The organism is Streptomyces sp. NPDC051243, assembly GCF_044455405.1.
Classification (GTDB): domain Bacteria; phylum Actinomycetota; class Actinomycetes; order Streptomycetales; family Streptomycetaceae; genus Streptomyces.
The window spans coordinates 265,264-281,148 of the sequence record NZ_JBITES010000005.1 but is presented as its reverse complement, the minus strand read 5'-3'; the positions used below and the strand labels follow the sequence as shown (position 1 = coordinate 281,148).

Annotated in this window: 21 protein-coding genes and 1 pseudogene; 12 read left to right on the top strand and 10 right to left on the bottom strand. The window is 71.5% G+C overall.

Annotation, left to right across the window (positions count from 1 at the left end):
* The first annotated feature begins 4 nt into the window (after nucleotides 1-4).
* Nucleotides 5-514 (top strand): flavodoxin domain-containing protein, encoded by a 510-nt coding sequence (locus tag ACIBAG_RS15085; protein WP_399104968.1) that lies wholly within the window; start codon nucleotides 5-7, stop codon nucleotides 512-514.
* 75 nt (nucleotides 515-589) lie between these two features.
* Here ACIBAG_RS15085 and ACIBAG_RS15080 read toward each other — a convergent pair whose 3' ends face one another.
* Nucleotides 590-805, bottom strand: a complete 216-nt coding sequence (locus tag ACIBAG_RS15080) for a hypothetical protein (RefSeq protein ID WP_399104966.1) — start codon at nucleotides 803-805, stop codon at nucleotides 590-592.
* 146 nt (nucleotides 806-951) lie between these two features.
* Entirely contained in the window at nucleotides 952-1,200 is a 249-nt protein-coding gene (locus tag ACIBAG_RS15075) for a hypothetical protein (protein WP_399104964.1), read from the bottom strand.
* Between the two features lie 126 nt (nucleotides 1,201-1,326).
* Here ACIBAG_RS15075 and ACIBAG_RS15070 point away from each other — a divergent pair, with 126 nt between their 5' ends.
* Entirely contained in the window at nucleotides 1,327-1,782 is a 456-nt protein-coding gene (locus ACIBAG_RS15070) for an OsmC family protein (protein ID WP_399104962.1), read from the top strand.
* A 139-nt stretch (nucleotides 1,783-1,921) separates the two neighbouring features.
* Here ACIBAG_RS15070 and ACIBAG_RS15065 read toward each other — a convergent pair.
* A pseudogene (locus ACIBAG_RS15065) lies at nucleotides 1,922-2,095 on the bottom strand (Hsp20/alpha crystallin family protein); the annotation flags it as partial.
* A gap of 186 nt (nucleotides 2,096-2,281) precedes the next feature.
* On the opposite strand from ACIBAG_RS15065, the gene ACIBAG_RS15060 reads away from it, so the two are divergent.
* The 4 genes from ACIBAG_RS15060 to ACIBAG_RS15045 all read left to right on the top strand — a co-directional run bounded on the left by ACIBAG_RS15060 (nucleotide 2,282) and on the right by ACIBAG_RS15045 (nucleotide 4,989).
* Nucleotides 2,282-3,175, top strand: coding sequence for a universal stress protein (locus tag ACIBAG_RS15060; RefSeq protein WP_399104960.1), 894 nt, complete (start codon nucleotides 2,282-2,284; stop codon nucleotides 3,173-3,175).
* Nucleotides 3,176-3,408: 233 nt separating this feature from the next.
* Nucleotides 3,409-3,633, top strand: coding sequence for a 2-oxoacid:acceptor oxidoreductase family protein (locus ACIBAG_RS15055; RefSeq protein WP_399105429.1), 225 nt, complete (start codon nucleotides 3,409-3,411; stop codon nucleotides 3,631-3,633).
* Complete coding sequence (locus tag ACIBAG_RS15050; protein WP_399104958.1) at nucleotides 3,612-4,142, top strand: thiamine pyrophosphate-dependent enzyme; 531 nt, start codon at nucleotides 3,612-3,614, stop codon at nucleotides 4,140-4,142. The genes ACIBAG_RS15055 and ACIBAG_RS15050 overlap by 22 nt, the downstream gene beginning before the upstream one ends.
* A gap of 94 nt (nucleotides 4,143-4,236) precedes the next feature.
* Complete coding sequence (locus ACIBAG_RS15045) at nucleotides 4,237-4,989, top strand: multicopper oxidase family protein (protein ID WP_399104956.1); 753 nt, start codon at nucleotides 4,237-4,239, stop codon at nucleotides 4,987-4,989.
* Between the two features lie 9 nt (nucleotides 4,990-4,998).
* On the opposite strand, the gene ACIBAG_RS15040 is transcribed toward ACIBAG_RS15045, so the two are convergent.
* On the bottom strand, nucleotides 4,999-5,988 hold the full coding sequence (locus ACIBAG_RS15040) for an Acg family FMN-binding oxidoreductase (protein WP_399104954.1): 990 nt from the start codon (nucleotides 5,986-5,988) through the stop codon (nucleotides 4,999-5,001).
* A gap of 255 nt (nucleotides 5,989-6,243) precedes the next feature.
* Between ACIBAG_RS15040 and chrA the strand changes: the two genes are divergently transcribed.
* From chrA to ACIBAG_RS15025, 3 genes are all read left to right on the top strand, one after another.
* The gene (gene chrA, locus ACIBAG_RS15035) at nucleotides 6,244-7,452 is read left to right on the top strand and encodes a chromate efflux transporter (protein WP_399104952.1); all 1,209 of its coding nucleotides are present in this window, start codon (nucleotides 6,244-6,246) and stop codon (nucleotides 7,450-7,452) included.
* 183 nt (nucleotides 7,453-7,635) lie between these two features.
* Nucleotides 7,636-8,148, top strand: coding sequence for a hypothetical protein (locus ACIBAG_RS15030; RefSeq protein WP_399104950.1), 513 nt, complete (start codon nucleotides 7,636-7,638; stop codon nucleotides 8,146-8,148).
* Nucleotides 8,149-8,165: 17 nt separating this feature from the next.
* A complete protein-coding gene (locus ACIBAG_RS15025) occupies nucleotides 8,166-8,570 on the top strand; it encodes a hypothetical protein (protein ID WP_399104948.1) in 405 nt (134 codons plus the stop codon).
* A gap of 77 nt (nucleotides 8,571-8,647) precedes the next feature.
* On the opposite strand, the gene ACIBAG_RS15020 is transcribed toward ACIBAG_RS15025, so the two are convergent.
* On the bottom strand, nucleotides 8,648-8,953 hold the full coding sequence (locus ACIBAG_RS15020) for a PadR family transcriptional regulator (RefSeq protein ID WP_399104946.1): 306 nt from the start codon (nucleotides 8,951-8,953) through the stop codon (nucleotides 8,648-8,650).
* A gap of 256 nt (nucleotides 8,954-9,209) precedes the next feature.
* Between ACIBAG_RS15020 and ACIBAG_RS15015 the strand changes: the two genes are divergently transcribed.
* The 3 genes from ACIBAG_RS15015 to ACIBAG_RS15005 all read left to right on the top strand — a co-directional run bounded on the left by ACIBAG_RS15015 (nucleotide 9,210) and on the right by ACIBAG_RS15005 (nucleotide 11,283).
* Nucleotides 9,210-9,575 (top strand): DUF6153 family protein, encoded by a 366-nt coding sequence (locus ACIBAG_RS15015; RefSeq protein WP_399104944.1) that lies wholly within the window; start codon nucleotides 9,210-9,212, stop codon nucleotides 9,573-9,575.
* 113 nt (nucleotides 9,576-9,688) lie between these two features.
* Nucleotides 9,689-10,339: a DUF305 domain-containing protein gene (locus ACIBAG_RS15010; protein WP_399104942.1), complete on the top strand. Its 651-nt coding sequence runs from the start codon at nucleotides 9,689-9,691 to the stop codon at nucleotides 10,337-10,339.
* Between the two features lie 119 nt (nucleotides 10,340-10,458).
* The gene (locus ACIBAG_RS15005) at nucleotides 10,459-11,283 is read left to right on the top strand and encodes a F510_1955 family glycosylhydrolase (protein WP_399104940.1); all 825 of its coding nucleotides are present in this window, start codon (nucleotides 10,459-10,461) and stop codon (nucleotides 11,281-11,283) included.
* Between the two features lie 10 nt (nucleotides 11,284-11,293).
* Here the strand turns inward: ACIBAG_RS15005 and ACIBAG_RS15000 are convergent, their stop codons facing one another.
* From ACIBAG_RS15000 to ACIBAG_RS14980, 5 genes are all read right to left on the bottom strand, one after another.
* The gene (locus ACIBAG_RS15000) at nucleotides 11,294-11,923 is read right to left on the bottom strand and encodes a hypothetical protein (RefSeq protein ID WP_399104938.1); all 630 of its coding nucleotides are present in this window, start codon (nucleotides 11,921-11,923) and stop codon (nucleotides 11,294-11,296) included.
* Between the two features lie 919 nt (nucleotides 11,924-12,842).
* The gene (locus ACIBAG_RS14995) at nucleotides 12,843-13,325 is read right to left on the bottom strand and encodes a general stress protein (protein WP_399104936.1); all 483 of its coding nucleotides are present in this window, start codon (nucleotides 13,323-13,325) and stop codon (nucleotides 12,843-12,845) included.
* Nucleotides 13,326-13,356: 31 nt separating this feature from the next.
* A complete protein-coding gene (locus ACIBAG_RS14990; protein WP_399104934.1) occupies nucleotides 13,357-14,895 on the bottom strand; it encodes an ABC transporter permease in 1,539 nt (512 codons plus the stop codon).
* Nucleotides 14,892-15,605, bottom strand: a complete 714-nt coding sequence (locus ACIBAG_RS14985) for an ABC transporter ATP-binding protein (protein WP_399104932.1) — start codon at nucleotides 15,603-15,605, stop codon at nucleotides 14,892-14,894. Before ACIBAG_RS14985 ends, ACIBAG_RS14990 begins: the two co-directional genes overlap by 4 nt.
* The gene (locus ACIBAG_RS14980) at nucleotides 15,602-15,883 is read right to left on the bottom strand and encodes a hypothetical protein (protein ID WP_399104930.1); all 282 of its coding nucleotides are present in this window, start codon (nucleotides 15,881-15,883) and stop codon (nucleotides 15,602-15,604) included. The genes ACIBAG_RS14985 and ACIBAG_RS14980 overlap by 4 nt, the downstream gene beginning before the upstream one ends.
* Between the last annotated feature and the right edge of the window lie 2 nt (nucleotides 15,884-15,885).

Sequence of the window (15,885 nt, the reverse complement as noted above, 5' to 3'; positions counted from 1 at the left end):
CGTCATGGACGTCCTGGTGGGATACGCGACCGCCCACGGCTCCACCCGCGGGGTCGCCGAGCGGCTGGCCGCCTGCCTGGGACGAGGGGGGCTGAAGGCCGACGTGCGGTCCCTGGAGGCCGTGGACGACGCCGACACGTACGGCGCGTTCGTCCTCGGCAGCGCCGTGCACAACCAGAGCTGGCTCGACCCGGCCCGCAGCTTCGTGCGCGAGAACCTCGATCTGCTGACGTCGCGCCCCGTGTGGGTCTACAGCGTCGGCATGCCCGGGGCGCTGCGGGGGCCGTGGAAGCGGCTGGGTCCGATGGAGGCCCCGGTGATCGTCCGGAGCCTGCCGACGGGTCTGCGGTACCGGAGCCATGAGCTCTTCTCCGGCGTCATCCGCGCCTCCCAGCTGCCGCTCGGCGGTCGGATCAGGTTCCGGCTGTTGGGCGGCCGGTACGGCGACTTCCGCGACTGGGAGGCCATCGAGGGGTGGGGCGCCGGGATTGCCGCGGAGCTGCTCCGCGCGTGACCGTCCCGCCGTCAGCGCGACGGAGACCCTGCCCAGGGGGCTTCCGTACGCCTCACGAGTGTGCGGCCGTACGCCTCAGCCGTGGACGGACGTACGGTGGTTCCCATTCCGGGGCCGGTGCGGGGCCCGTGGCGGCGCGACCGGCTCGATCGGCGGCCGGTGCGTGTGGCGGAGCTGCCTGCGCAGTGCGAGCGCGTCGAAGAGCGCGGCGAGAACGAAGGTCACTGCCGTCGCCGCGATCAGCAGGAGCGCGAACCGCTCCCAGAACTCCGGTGTGAGACTCGTGCCCACGGTCCTCTCCCCCTCGGGTCGATGGTGTTCCCCCTCGCTTCCAGCGAACTCCGATAGGACCGGCGGCGCATGAGCCATGCGGCCCGAACGGAGGGCTGGAGCGGCCCTTGCACGGGGAACGCCCCACGGACCGACATCCGGCCGGTTCAGTCGGCGGGTGTCAGGACGGTCGGCGGGCCGGCGGTGAAGGAGTCGTCGAAGGCGGCCGTCATCGCGGTGCGCACCGCGCCGGGATGGACCGAGCAGCCCGGATCCGGTGCGTGGCCAGTTCCAAGGCCGCGGCCTTGGTCAGGCCGCGCAGTGCCCACTTGCCGGCACGTACGCTCCGATGCCGACTGCCCGTCGAAGGAGGCGTCCAGCGATCGGCCGGCGAGGAAGCGGCCGATGTCGTGCACCAGCGTCTCCCGCCGTTCCGGGGCCGAACGGCCCCCGCGCCTGCTCCCCTCGGCCCCTGTACGTGCCGTGAGCTGCGCGTTCCACTGGAAACCGGAGCAATCGACGTCGACGAGGAAGGCGCGGCCATGACGAGCACAGCGTCGGGCGCGACAGCACGACAGGAGAACACCGCAGCTCACGTCCTCGAGGTCACTCACCTCGACGGGGACGCGTACGCCGTCGAGGTGCGCGGTCATCAGCTCCTGGTCGACCAGCCAACGGAGGCGGGCGGCAAGGACACCGCGCCCACGCCCACCGAACTGTTCGCGGCGTCCCTCGCCACCTGCGTCGCCTACTACGCGGGCCGCTATCTCCGGCGTCATGGGCTACATCACACCGGGCTTCGGGTACAGGCGGAGTTCACCATGGCCACCGACCGCCCGGCCCGCGTCGCGTCCGTCCGGGTGGTCCTCACCCCGCCGCCCGCGCTGTCCCCGCAGCGCCACGCGGCGCTGCTCGCGGTCGCGTCGCACTGCACGATCCACAACACGCTGCGCCGACCCCCGGAGATCGACATCGAGCTGGAGCCGCAGTCGCGGTGACCCACCGCTCGCAGACAGCGGGCGCCCTTTCCCTCAGACGTGGGCCCGCCGAGAGGCGGACGTCCCGGGCAGACGCGTGTGCGTGGCCGTTTTCAGCCGGCCACGCACACCTGGATGCGGCCTCAGCGCGCGACGGCGCTCAGGCGTGCCGCACGGGGATGGTCCTGGTGCCCGCCTTCTCCTCCGGCGCCGGAACCGTGATGGTCAGGACACCGTCCTTGTAGTCCACCGTCGTTTCTTCGCCCCTGGCCCCGGCAGGCAGCCGGACGGTACGGGTGAACGTGCCGTAGCGGGACTCCGTGTGGTGCTTTTCCTTTGTCTCCTCGGGCGGTCACCGACCGAGCCCCGGCCGCCGTGCCGCACTGACCGGCGCCCAAGGGCCGTTCGGCCCCGGGCGAGGCCGCATCGGCCCCTGCCGACGACGTCGGCCGCGCGGAGATCCTGGCAGTGGAGGGGCTCGCACACCGACGTGCGGCACCGACCCGGGGAGGTGTTGGCTGTGCTTCGTCCCGTTGTGGTGGGACTGGACGGTTCCCGTGAGAGCCTTGCCGCCGCCGACTGGGCGGCCCGGGAGGCCCTCAGGCGTGGCCTGCCCCTGCGCCTGGTGCACGCCTGGGAGGGCGGTATGACGCCCGGCGAGTCGGAGCTGCCCGAGTTGGAGGCGCCGCGCCACTGGGCGCGGCGGATCCTGCGCGGCGCCATGGACCGGCTCAACGAACGTTACCCACAGCTCTACCTGAGCGCCGAGCAGATCTCCCGGCCCGCGGCCGACGCCTTGGTGGCGGCGGGCGACGAGGCCGAGCTGCTGGTCCTCGGAAGCCGCGCGTTCAGCGGCTTCGGCGGATTCATGGCCGGTTCGGTGGCATTGGCGACCGTGGCCCATGTCGCACGTCCGGTAGTGCTCGTACGAGGGGATCAGACCCTCGAGGACGAGCACGAGCCGGACACGGAGGGTCGGTCGTCGGCGCACACTCCATATCGCCCCGTCGTGGTCGGCGTGGACCCGGCGCAGTCGTGCGAGGAGCTGCTCGCGTTCGCCTTCGACAGCGCGATTCTGCGGGCCGCACCATTGCGAGTGATGCACACGTGGCAGCTGCCGTACGTCCCTCATGCTTTGGAAGCGAAGGCCCGCAGGGACGTGCAGTCGGGCGCCGAGCGGGCGCTGGACGCCGTGCTCGGACCGTGGCGGGAGAAGTATCCCGCGGTGGAGGTCACCAAGCTGGTCGAGGAGGGCCGTCCGGCACAGCACCTGCTGCAGGCAACACGGGACGCCAGCCTGCTGGCCGTCGGCCGCAGGATCCGCCCGGCCAGGATCGGCACGCACGCCGGTCCGGTCGCGCACGCGGTGATGCACCACGTCCGCTGCCCGGTCGCGATCGTGCCGCACGAGTGAGTCGTCCCTCCCGGTTCCGTCGGCAGGGGTCGGACCGGGAGGGGCCGGGTCGGCGAGGCCGCGTCTTGGCTCCTGCCTGTCGGCCCTCGACCCGGGACGTTCGGCCCCTGAGGTACAGGCCCGCCGCAGCGATACGACGGTAAGGAAGCCGGATGTGAGGAGAGCTCCGTGTTCCAGGTACGCATCCACGGACGGGGGGCCAAGGCGCCGTCACGGCGGCTGAGTTGCTGTCGGTGGCGGGCTTTCTCGAAGACCGTTACGCACAGGCGTTCCCGAGCTTCGGTTCGGAGGGGACGGGGGCGCCGGTCATGGCGTTCTGCCGGATCGACGAGCGGCCGATCCGCGTCCGGGAGCCCGTCACCCGACCGGACGCCCTGGTGATCCAGGACGCGACGCTGAAAACCGGGCCGGTGAGTGTCGTGAGGCGGAGCAACCGATGGGTGGCGCGCGACAGGTGAAGTTCTACCAGGTCGGCAGCTTCGCCGCCGGAAACCGGCTGCTGGGCCCGGATCTGCAGTCGGACCAGGCCGACCCGGGCCGGGCCAACGCGCTCACCTGCGGCCACCGCGCCTGCCAGGGCTGCGGCGAGGCGCTCGGCGCCCGCTATGTCCTGGACGCGGCCCAGCGGGCGGCGGGCGGCAAGGTGATCGCGGTCAACGCGACGGGCTGCCGGGAGGTGTTCTCCACGCCATACCCGGAGACGTCCTGGCAACTGCCCTGGCTGCACTCCCTGTTCGGCAACGCGCCCGCCGTCGCCGCAGAAGTCGCCGCCGCGCTGCGTGCCAAGGGACGCACGGACGTCCGGGTGGTCGGGCAGGGCGGGGACGGCGGCTCGGTCGACATCGGCCTCGGCTGCCTGTCTGGCATGTTCGAGCGGGGCGACGACGTCCTGTACGTCTGTTACGACAACGAGGCGTACATGAACACCGGCGTCCAGCGCTCCGGAGCCACTGAACTTCACCGATGACGGTCGGCTGCGGACCGGGCGTACGCGCTTCAGCCCCGTCGGCCCGCTCGGCGATGAGATCCTGGCCAACGGCACCCACGACCCCTACCTGCCCGTGAGCACCCGCCTGGTGCGACTGCGCCTGCTCAACGCCTCCAGTGCCCGCAGTTACAACTTCGGCTTCACCGACAACCGGCCGCTCTCGGTCGTCGCCACCGACGCCGGACTGCTCCCCGCCCCGGTCGACGTCACGCGCCTGCTCCTGAGCCCCAGTGAGCGAGCCGAGATCGTCGTCGCCGTGCGCCCCGGCGACCGCGGGATCCTGCGCAGCTACCCGACCGGGCTCGGCGGCGGCATCCTTCCTGACCGCTTCGCGGGCGGCGACGACTCCTTCGACATCCTGCGCCTGGCGGCCGACCGCCGGCTGACAGGCCCGGCTGCGCTGCCCGAGCGGCTGCCCGGCCCGCCCCCGGTGCAGATCCCGGCCGACGCCCCGCGCCGGGTCTTCACCTTCAACCACGCCTCCCGGATCAGCGGCCGGCACTTCGACCCCGGCCGCATCGACTTCACCATCGCCCCCGGAGCGAGGGAGGTCTGGGAACTGCGCAACTCCTCCGACAACCAGCACGTCTTCCATGTTCACGGCCTGAGCTTCACCGTCCTGAGCCGGGACGGATCTCCGCCCCCCGTCCAGTCGGCCGGGCTGAAAGACTCGGTGCTTCTCCCGTCCGGCACGACGACACTCATCGCGCTTCGCTTCGGCACCGATGCCGACAGCCGGGCGCCCTACATGTTCCACTGCCATGTGCTGGCCCACGAAGACCACGGAATGATGGGGCAGTTCACCGTCGTGGGCGCGGCGCGATGAGCACTCGGCTCACTCGATGTCGAGTACCTCGTGCACGGGGCGGCGTGGCGTCCGGGGGCCCGAGGGGCCGTATCCAAGCCGGAGCACGATCTGCACGAAGCCCATGGCCGACAGCGGGTCGCGGACGGCCCAGCGGATGTCCGGCCATTCGAGGGCGTGGGAGGTGAGTGAAGTCGCCAGTCCATCCAGAGTGGCCTGGAGCAGGACGCGCTCCAGGGCCTGGCCCGCCCGCAGCCAGTCCCTCGACCGATCGTCGGCGGTGCCCAGCAGGGCGAGCTGGGGCACGTTCTCGAACGTGGCGGCGTCGCGGCCGGGCACGGGATGTCTGCCGGCGTAGTCCCGCACCGGCGCCCTGCCGGCGTGCTTGCGCGGTCCGAAGGCGTAGTCCGGGATGCCATCCGTCGCTGCGTCCACGGCTGCAGTGCCGATGCGGGTCCAGCGCCGCAGCTCCTCCGAGGCTGCGGCGTCCATGGCGTCGTGCCCCTCCGCGTCGTGGACCAGGTCCAGAAGTGTCTGCACGTGCCATGCGTCGGGGAAGGTCAGCCGCGCTCCCTCCAGGAGAGCGGCGGCGCTGAGAGCATCCTTGATGGCCTGGGGTATCTCCTCGTCAGTGAACGGGTGACGGCTGGTGTGGCGCCGGTGAATCGCCGGATAGAGCGGGGCGAGGTCGGTGTCCATTGCAGTGGGGCTGGTCAGCCGCACCGTGGCGAGCAACTGCGGGTCTGCGGGGTCGGGCAGCAGTTCGGTGACCGGCTGCCGGCCTGCGTGAGCGGCGGCAACCCGCAGATTGAACAGGGCAGCGGCACAGCCCAGGTGAAGGGCACGGGTGGTGGGGTCGGCGCGCGGGATGGCCCGCTCCAGGTCCGAGCACACGTGGAAGGTGCCGTCGGCACGGAAGAAGCGGAACTTCCACGGCTGCGCGTTGTACATGGACGGGGCGGCTGTGGCGTCCTCGACCAGGGACGTCACGGTCTTCGTGTCGAGCGCGTGCACTGACACCAGGTCCTCCCTCCGGGAGCCGGCCAGCCGGCCAGCCGGTCACGGAACGAGATGTCCGTCTCCTCCACTATTCCACCGGGGTCCGGGCACGCGAGCGGGCGAGGAAGAGGCGTCTCGCTTCACTGGGGTGGTATCGCCGGTGGACGTCGGTTGCGGCAACGCGGCTTCCCGGGTCGTTACGTCGTTACGCCCGTCGTATATCGTCACCCGATATCGAGGACCGTAATTGTGGCTATACGCAGGCAAGGACCAGGGATGGCGGACGAGGCGACAGCCGGTGCGATAGGCGGCGAGCAGGAGATCACGCCGCCGCGGGTGGGGTTGGGGACGATCGCCCGGGAGTGGGGCCGGATCGGATGCATCGGCTTCGGCGGGCCGCCCACCCACATCGCATTGCTGCGGCAGCTGTGCGTCCAGCGCCGGAGGTGGATCGAGGCGAGTGAGTTCGAGCACGGGATCGCCGCCTGCAACCTGTTGCCGGGGCCGGCCTCCACGCAGCTGGCGATCTGGACGGCGTGGCGCCTGCGCGGCCGGCTCGGTGCGGTGGTCGGCGGGGTGTGTTTTATCGTGCCGGGGCTTGTGCTGATCCTGGCGCTGGCCGCGCTGTTCCTGGCCGGGGATCCGCCGCTGTGGGTACGTGGAGCCGCGGCCGGGGCGGGTGCGGCGGTGGCTGCGGTGGCGGTGCAGGCCGCCGTCGGTCTGGTGCCGGCGAGTTGGAAGCGGGCCGTGGGCGGGCGGGCATCCCGGGCCCGGTGGATCACGTACGTCGTGGCGGGCGGAGCTGCGGCGGTGCTGGCGGGGCCGTGGCTGGTGCTGGTGCTGGTGGCCGCCGGGCTGGTCGAGGTGGCGGTCAAGGCCGGATCGGCCGGGCCGCGGAGCGGGCGGACGGCCGGCTGGCCGGTGCCCTTGGCGGTGGCCGTCCCGGCGGCCGGGGGTCTGGGCGCGCTGGCCTGGGTGGCGTTCAAGGTGGGGGCGCTGTCGTACGGCGGCGGCTTCGTGATCATCCCGCTGATGCAGGCCGACGCGGTCGACACCTACCACTGGATGACCGACGGCCAGTTCCTCAACGCCGTCGCCCTGGGCCAGATCACGCCGGGGCCGGTGGTGCAGACCGTCGCCGTCGTCGGCTACGCCGCGGCCGGTATCGGCGGCGGTCTGCTGGCTGCCTTCGCCGCGTTCGCCCCCTCTTTCGCCCTGGTGATCGCCGGGGCGCCGAGGTTCGACCGCCTCAGGTCCGATCCGCGGGTGCAGTCGTTCTTCAATGGCGCCGGGCCCGCCGTGATCGGCGCGATCGCCGGATCGGCGATCCCGTTGGCGCTGGCTCTGCGGCACGGATGGCAGTACGCGGTACTGGGCCTCGCGGCTCTCTGGCTGCTCGCGGCGCGCCGGGGTGTGGTCAGCGCTCTGCTCGGGGCTGGAGCCCTGGGGGTGGCGGCCGGCCTGGTGGGCTGGTCGGTGGGCTGACCCGCCGCGCAGCCCGCGCGCCACAGCGATACCGGCCGCATCATGGTCTCGGGCGGCCCTGCCCGCGCATCGGCAGGGGCCCTTCGGGTCACGACGTGGACTGTTCGGCCCCTGCCCACAGCCGTTTCACCGTCCTACCTTCCGCCCACACGGACACACAGGAAACGCACAGGGAGGTGGGCGATGAGCTTCACGGACCGCGAATGGTGGGGGCTGATCCACGGCATGGTCCTCGGCGCGGTGTTCCTGCTGGCCTTCGCCGGCGGACTGGCCGACCTCTACGGGCTCAGGACGGCGCTCGTCACCGGCACCGGTGTCGTCGAGCGTATGCGGCGGCTGAAGATCGGGGTCACGGCGATGGCGGTGGCCGCCTGGGGGACCGTGATCACCGGCACCTGGGTGGTGTACCCGTGGTACCGGGAGAAGGTGCCGGACAGCCCCAGGTCGCAGCTGCTGGCCGATCCGGACACCGCAGACTGGCACGAGTTCGGCATGGAATGGAAGGAACACATCGCCTGGATCAGCCCGATCCTGGCCACCGTGGTCGCCTTCATCGTCCTCTACTACGGCAACACCCTCATCCGCCACAACCGAGTACGGCGCACCACGATGCTGCTGTTCGTGCTCGCCTTCGCCTTCGCCGCGATCGCCGGGGCGTTCGGCGCCCTCATCACCAAAGTCGCGCCGGTCCAGTGAGCCGGGGAGTGATCGAGATGACCCACAACGAGGAACGCGCGCAACACGCCGACCAGCCGCTCCCACCTGCCCCGGTGAACGATGAGAAGGGCACTGCGGGCGTCGACCGGCCCGAGGGACCGATCTCCGCGGCCATCATCGCCGCCGGCATCGGCGCCGCGGCTCTGGGCCTGTTCACGACCCTGGCCGAGGCCAGCACCGACGTCGCGGACTGGCTGCAGTGGAACGACCGGGTCGGCCCGCTGTCCGGCAAGACCCTCATGGCGGTGATCGTCTGGCTGGTCTCCTGGGCGATCCTGCACCTGGCCCTGAGGAACAAGCCCCGGGAGACCGGACGTGCGCTCACGGTGGCCCTGGTCCTGATCGGCCTCGGGGTCCTCGGCACCTTCCCGACGTTCTTCCAGCTCTTCGCACCCGAGTAGCCGGGCCCGGCTCGGATCATCGACTTCCGCCGTCGCGAGTCGGCATCGTGCCGGGCGGCCACTGCCCGGCCGCGGTTCTACAGGGCGTCTTTGCCCAGGACTTCCCGGGCCAGCTCGGCCAGCGCCCTGCGGTCCTCGGCCAGCGCTTCCTTGCCTGCCTCCGTCGCCTCGTAGACGCGCCGGGCACGGCCGTCGACGACACGCTGCTCGGAGACCAGCAGCCCGTCGGCTTCCAACCGGTGCAGCGTCGGATACAGCGTGCCCGGGCTGATCTGGTAGCCGTGGCGAGCCAGTTCCTCCGTCATCCACGCGCCGTGGATCTCCCCCTCGGCTGCGTGGTGCAGGATGTGCAGCCGCACCGCGCCACGCTGGAACTCCCGCACCCCGACCCACCCCCACGCCGCCGTCCACGGCAGTGACGAAACCGATATCGGCCTTCGAGTCTACGGGTCTCGGGGAGTCGCGGGCGTGTGGGCGGACCGGGCAGAGGCACGTGGCTGGTGCAGACGCGTTACCTGTCCGGGCGAAGCGCTCGCCTGTCCGCGAAGGCGGCCGGGCTTCCGTAGCATGAGAGCTGTGAAAGCCCGTGCACAGCTCCACCGTGCGCCATCGCCCCTGACGCGGTGGCCCGCACTGCTGGTGCTCGGGTTGCTGGCCGGATTGTTCGGCATGCATGGCCTCGCTCCAGGCGTCGCAGCCACCGTCACCGGCCATCACTCCCCTGCCGGACATCACACCTCCGCCGCCGCGCATGCGGACGAGGCGGGCTTGATGAACACCGAGTCCGTCTGCCATGGCGACAGCGACGGCAGCGGGTACGCACAGCATGCCGACGCGACATGTTCTTCCGGTGCCATCGGCGCGGGCCCGTCTCTCCCCGCTCTGCTGCCCGACCCCGCCGGTCAGGCGGCGTCGCCGGTCGGCAGCCACCGGTCCACGGCGACCGAGCCTGAAGGCGGTCGCGCGCCTCCTTCGCTCGCCGAGCTGCAACTCCTGCGGATCTAGGACAAGGTCGGCCGTATCGGACACTGCCGCGTGTGGCGCGGCCAGCGGTCTTACGGCCCTCAGCCATGTCCCGCGCCTTGGCGCGCCGTCACTCACTCCGCAGGAGTTTCCGCATGACCAGCACCCGTTTGACCCACACCCGTTCGCTCGCCCGTCGCGCCGGCCTCGTCGCCACGGCCGTGACCGCCGCCCTCGTCCTCGCCGCCTGCGGCAGCGACAACGGCTCTGACACCGGCTCCGGCGCACAGACGCCGGCCTCTGCGAGCGCCGAGGACACCGCCGGTGCCCACAACGACCAGGACGTGTCCTTCGCTCAGGAGATGATCCCCCACCACCAGCAGGCCATCCAGATGGCGAAGATGGCCTCGGCTCAGGCTTCTTCCGCCGAGGTCAAGGACCTGGCCTCCCGCATCGAGAAGGCCCAGGACCCGGAGATCGAGACGATGTCCGGGTGGCTGGAGTCCTGGGGCGAGGACGTGCCCTCGTCCATGCCCGGCATGGACCACGGCGGTCACTCCGGCAGCTCCGACATGCCCGGGATGATGGACACCGAGGACATGGACGAGCTGATGGACGCGTCCGGCAAGGACTTCGACACGATGTTCCTGACGATGATGGTCGAGCATCATGAGGGCGCCGTGGAGATGGCCACCACCGAGAAGGACAAGGGGCAGTACGGCCCCGCCAAGAAGCTGGCCGACGACATCATCACCGCGCAGACCGCCGAGATCGAGGAGATGAACAAGCTCCTCGGCAAGAGCTGACAGCAACCCCGCATTGACACATCGGGCTCGGGGCCTGCCTCGCGCAGCCCCGGGCCTCCTCCGGGCGTCCGGCGCCCACCGCTGAGCCCGCTTCTTCTCACCCCGCATTGAGAGTACTCGTGGCCGTGCTGACCACCTGTTCCTCCGGCTCCGACTCGACGACCCAGGACACAGACGATGGCGGCCTCGTCGTCAGTCACGTCCACGGTCTGGGCATCGACCCGGCCGACGGACGCCTGTACGTCGCCACCCACGAGGGCGTCATCGCCGTATCCGACACAGGCAAGGCCAACCGCGTCGGCGACACCGCCGACTACATGGGCTTCACCGTCGTCGGCCCCAAGACCTTCCTCGGCAGCGGCCACCCGGCCGAAGGCACCGACGACCATGGCAACCGAGGTCTGATCCAGTCCACCGACTCCGGCAGGACCTGGAAGACCCTCTCACTGGGCTGCTCCACCGACTTCCACTCGCTGAAGTACGCACACCACACCGTCTACGGCTACGACAGCACCCGCGGCGTCCTGCGGGTCAGCACCGACCGCACGACCTGGGACACCCGCGCCGAACTGGCCGCCCTGGACATCGCCGTCAGCCCGAAGGATCCGGATCTCGTGCCGGCGACCACCGAGGACGGCGTTGCCCGCAGCACCGACGGCGGCCGCACATTCGGCACCGGGTCGGGCCAGGTTCTGGCCTTCCTGTCCTGGCCCGCGGCCGACGCCCTGTACGGCATCAACCTGTCCGGGGGCCTGCACCGCAGCACCGACAGCGGAGCCACCTGGAAGAAGGCGGGCACCGTCCCGGGCGGACAGCCGCAGGCCCTGACCGCCCTCGACGGCAGGCACGTCCTGGCCGCCACCCAGGACGGCGTCTACGAATCCCGCGACGGCGGCAGGACGTTCACCGAACACCTGCCCGTGTCCTCCACGGGAGGCCACTGAGCGCCTCGCATCAGTGGCTGTGCCCTGCCTCGCCATGATCCTCGGCGGCCTCCTGGGAGGCGGGCGCGGTCGCCGTCGGTTCCCGAGTCGGCTGTGAGCTGGGCGCCGTTCCGGTTCCGTGGGACGTTCCCGCAGTGGAGCCGGATTCGTGCTGGTGTCCGTCCGCGCCGCCCGTCTCCGGCTCCGCTTCCGCCCCGGGCTCTTCGCCGTGGCTGTGGCCGTGGCCGTCGCCGCCCGACTCGGTGGCCATCTCCTGGGCGATGCCCTTCAGGCCCAGGAAGATGACGGCCGCCGTCACGGCGACGAGGACGCCGGCCGGGCCCAGGATGCTGCGCCACCGGGCGGGCTGGTGACGCAGCACGTACGAGACGAAGGAGAGTGCCAGGCCGAAGGGGATGAGCATCGCCGCGCGTTCGGGGAAGTCCTCGAAGTGCTGCAACCCGCCACTGAGCATGCCGATGCCGAATGACAGCGCGAGGGAGGCCGCCACCACGCCGCAGACCTTCCCTGCGCTGGGGCGGCTGCGGGTCAGCCCCGCTCCGGCGAACGTCGCGGCATACCCCAGGTAGTCGCCGAGCAGCGCGGGGCGCTTGGGTGCCCGGCGGCGTCCGCGCCGCCCGCCGGTCCTGTTCGCGGGCACCCTCTCAGTGCGGGGCGGTGTGGGCTCGGTGCCGCCTCTTGCGGACGTGGGCGATTCCTCCGGCATCACCGGGCGGAGGGGAGCGGCGTGTGGGATCCGTACGGCGGCGCCGACACGACGCGGCGGTCGGCGACATGCTGCTGGGGCACGGGAACGATGACACCTTTCGGCACGGGTCGGCCAGGGCATGATCGGCGCACGGCGCCGACCCGGAAGGACACGGGGCGGAGAAGCAGCCGGGTCTGCCCTCGTCGGGGTCGGGGACCGGCTGCCAGGCCGCGCTGAGACAGGAGTCGGAAGTGCGGCTGCGACGCGGATCCGGTGTCTAGATCCGCATGGTTCCCAGTGTGTGCAGTGATGTGTACGCGCGGTGGCTGAGTGGCCCGTCGGCCGGCGGGGTCACGTACGTGGTGTCAGTGGTCCCGGCCTGGGGCTGAGCTGGTGGGATGAGCCCAGGCCCGTGCAGGCACCGAGATCCCGCAGTCGGCGTCGGGCAGGGACTCCGGGTCCGCGGTGGCGAGGAGTGGTCCGCTGTCGGCCGCCGGCCCTGTGCGGGTGTGGGCATCCTCGGTCGCCGACGCCTCGTGGCCGTGGGATCCGTGGAGGGAGTGCTGGTCCGCCGCAGTGGGTTCGAGGTGGCGGGCGGCCGTGTGCCGGGTGACGCCGTCATGGGCGTCGGCGTGCGCGAGTGTGTGGACAACGCCTAGGCCGTGTCCGACCTAGCCCGATGAGGAGCAGGGCGAGCAGCAGCAGACGTGCCAGGGCGCCGCCGACTGCTCCTGCTCTGCTCGTCACGTGGGCGCTCCTCGTCCGCGCCCGCGTGGGCGGCGTGCTCGTACTGGCCGCCTCAGCGTACGCATGGACACGTCGTCCCTCGCAGCGGAGCGGTGACCCTCCTCGCGCAGTCCCCTCGCGGGCTTCAGCCCTCTCGCCACGCAAGCTTGATGAGCAGGTTCTTCGCGTCCTCGGCGACATCGGCCTCGGCGACGACGTCGTAGCGGGCGGCGACGATCTGGCTGCGGGAGGCGAAGTCGCGGCGTCCACCGGTCATGGCGTGGCCGGCGAAGCCGAACAGGGCGCCGAAGACGGCGCCGTAGAGCAGGCCGCTGAGCATCAGCACGATGACGTGGTGGTCGCCGGCCGCGAACAGCGACAGCAGCAGGCCGACGAGCAGCCCGAACCAGGCGCCGGACCCCGCTCCGGCCAGTGCGGCACGGCCGCGGGTGAGGCGGCCGAGGACGGTCTCGACCATCTTCAGGTCCGAGCCGATGATCGCGGTCCGTTCCACGGGGAACTTGCTGTCGGAGAGGAAGTCGACCGCGCGCTGGGCGCCGTCGTATGTCGGGTACGAGCCGACCACCGGGCGGTCGACGGGGGCTGCGGGCGGCGTTTGTCGGGTCATCGAAGGACTCCTTTCCTGCCTTGCGTCGTCATCAAGCGGACGGGCCTCGCGCCGTACCCGCCGCGAGGCGAGTTGCACCGGTCGGGCTCATGGTGGAGCGGAACAGCAGCGTCACGGCCAGGGTGAGCCCGGCGAACCAGGCGAGCGCGATCAGCAGGGCGCCGGTCTCGTCGAAGTCGGGTGTGAGGGCGGCGTCGGTCAGGACGCGGCCCGCGCCGTAGCCGGGCAGGGCATGGGCCCAGTCGGGCGGGGTGGGGTGCAGCATGGGGCTCTGCTCGATGCCGAGGTCGATGAAGGGCAGCAGGAAGGCGATGAGGACGCCGCCGACGCGGCCGAAGAGGGGGCCGAGCAGGACACCGATCAGGGCGTAGGTGAGGGCGATCAGGGTGCTCGCCGCGAGGTACCAGCCCCACTGGCGCGCGTCGAACACGGTCGCCGTCACCACGAGCGAGGCGGCCGTGGCGACCAGCGCGCCGAGGGCGATGACGGCCAGCCGTGCCGTGAGGAGGGACAGCGGGCGGAAGCCGGCCAGGGCCAGGCGGCGGTCTCCGGTGCGGGCGTCGAGGACGGTGAACAGGCCGGCCAGGGCGGCGAGCGAGGCGATCGCGATGGGGGCCATGGTGCCGCCGTGCACATCGGGCAGCCAGAACTGGCTCATCAGCGTACGGCCGTGCTCGCGCACGCTGATCGTCGTCGACTCGGCGGGGGTGGTGGCCACCGCGAGCAGGACGAACACAACCGGGACGGCGATCAGCAGCGCCCACAACACCCGGTTGCGGGCCGCCTCCCGCAGGCCCATGCGCACTCCGGTGGACAGCTGACCGCGACTTCGACGAGAGCGGGCCGTGCGGCTGGCCGTGATGATGACCGCCCACGCGGTCACGAGCGCCGCGACTGCCCACGTAAGAGCCCAGCCCAGGTCGTCGATCCGGCTGCCGTGCCCCGAGGGCAGGTCGACCATCCACAGGGTGACGAAGTGAGTGGGCAGGACGCGGGTGGCCGGACGGTCGGCGGCACCGAGCAGGGGTCCGAAGAAGACGTCCAGGATCCAGACGAACAGCACCAGGACGGTGCCGTTCACCGGACCCCTGACCAGCGCGCCGGTCAGCGCGCCGATGGCCAGGTAGATCACCGCGAAGATCAGGGTCCCGGCCAGCACCCGGCCCGGCTCGTCGCCGAGGCCGGTACGGATGGCCAGTGCCACCAGCGCGGCCGTGGCCGCCACCAAGGCGAGCAGCAATCCGGTCGCCATGCGGGCGGTGACCAGGCGGGCGGGTGCGAGGCCGGCCTGCACCAGACGGCGGTCGGCCGCACGGGCCTCGCGGATCTGGAAGTACATGCCGATCGCAGCGATGAACCCGGCCGCCCATCCGGCAGTCGCGGTCTGCACCGCGGGCCCGCCCGGCCCGCCCAGCAGCTCGGCCGCGTCCGCCAGCGGCCCGGCGGCCACGACCACGAACACCACCGGCACGAGGACGAGGGTGAGGAGATTGACCGGGGTACGGGCTGCCTCTGCCAGGAAACGTCGTACCAGCAGTCCGGTCGTGGAGGCGGTCACGGCGACTGTCATCGGGCCACCGCCCGCCCGTCGCGGAGCTCGACGATCCGGTCGAACCGTTCCTCGTCCGTGACGAAGTGACTGATGATCAGCACCGACCGGCCGGCCCGGCGGCGCTGGGCCACCAGGTCCCAGAACTTCAGATACGTGTCGAAGTCGAAGCCCGCGTACGGCTCGTCCAGCAGCAGCACCTCCGGGTCGGCCAGCAGCGCCAGGCCCAGGTTGAGCTTCGACAGCGTGCCGCCGGAGAGGTGGTCGGCGCGGACGGTCGCGTAGCGTTCGAAGCCCAGCTGCGGGTAAATGCGGGCGCGGGAGGCACGCTCGGTCCGCTCGTCCAGTCCGTAGGCACGGCCGAACAGCTCGAAGTGCTCGTCGCAGGTGAGGCGTTCATAAACGACGGGTTCTTGTGGGCAGTAGCCGATCCCTCCACTGCGGGTGACGGTGCCGGTGTCGGCGGCCAGGTCCCCGACCAGGATCTTCATCAGAGTGCTCTTGCCGGAGCCGTTCTCCCCGACCAGGCCGACGACCTCGCCTGCGGCCAGCTCGAGATCCACGCCGCGCAGCACCGGGGTGCGGCGCCGGGCCGGCCACATGCCGCGACCGTAGGCTTTGGCCACCCCGGTGGCCGCCAGCACGACACCCGTGGAGACTTCCGCAGCCGCTGTGCTCACGGCTGCCGAGGTGACCGGGGGGCGGGACGGCCTGGCTGCGTCGCTGGTCATGACGCCGTCCCGGGCTTGCCCGGTGTCTGACGGCGGATGTCGCGCACGGTGTCGGCAACGGCCCACGTCAAGGCGGCGGCGATGGTGGTGGCACCCCACAGGCCCCAGGCAGCCGCGGTCGCCTCGTCGGCCAGGAGTCCGGGGAGGGCGAGCACAGCGGCCACCGGCAGAGCGATCGCCACGTCCCGCGACGGACCGCCCACGCGGTGCACCCGGACGCCGCACGCTATGACGGTCACTGCGCCGATGGTGATCAGAATCCAGATCAGCGGCGTCATCA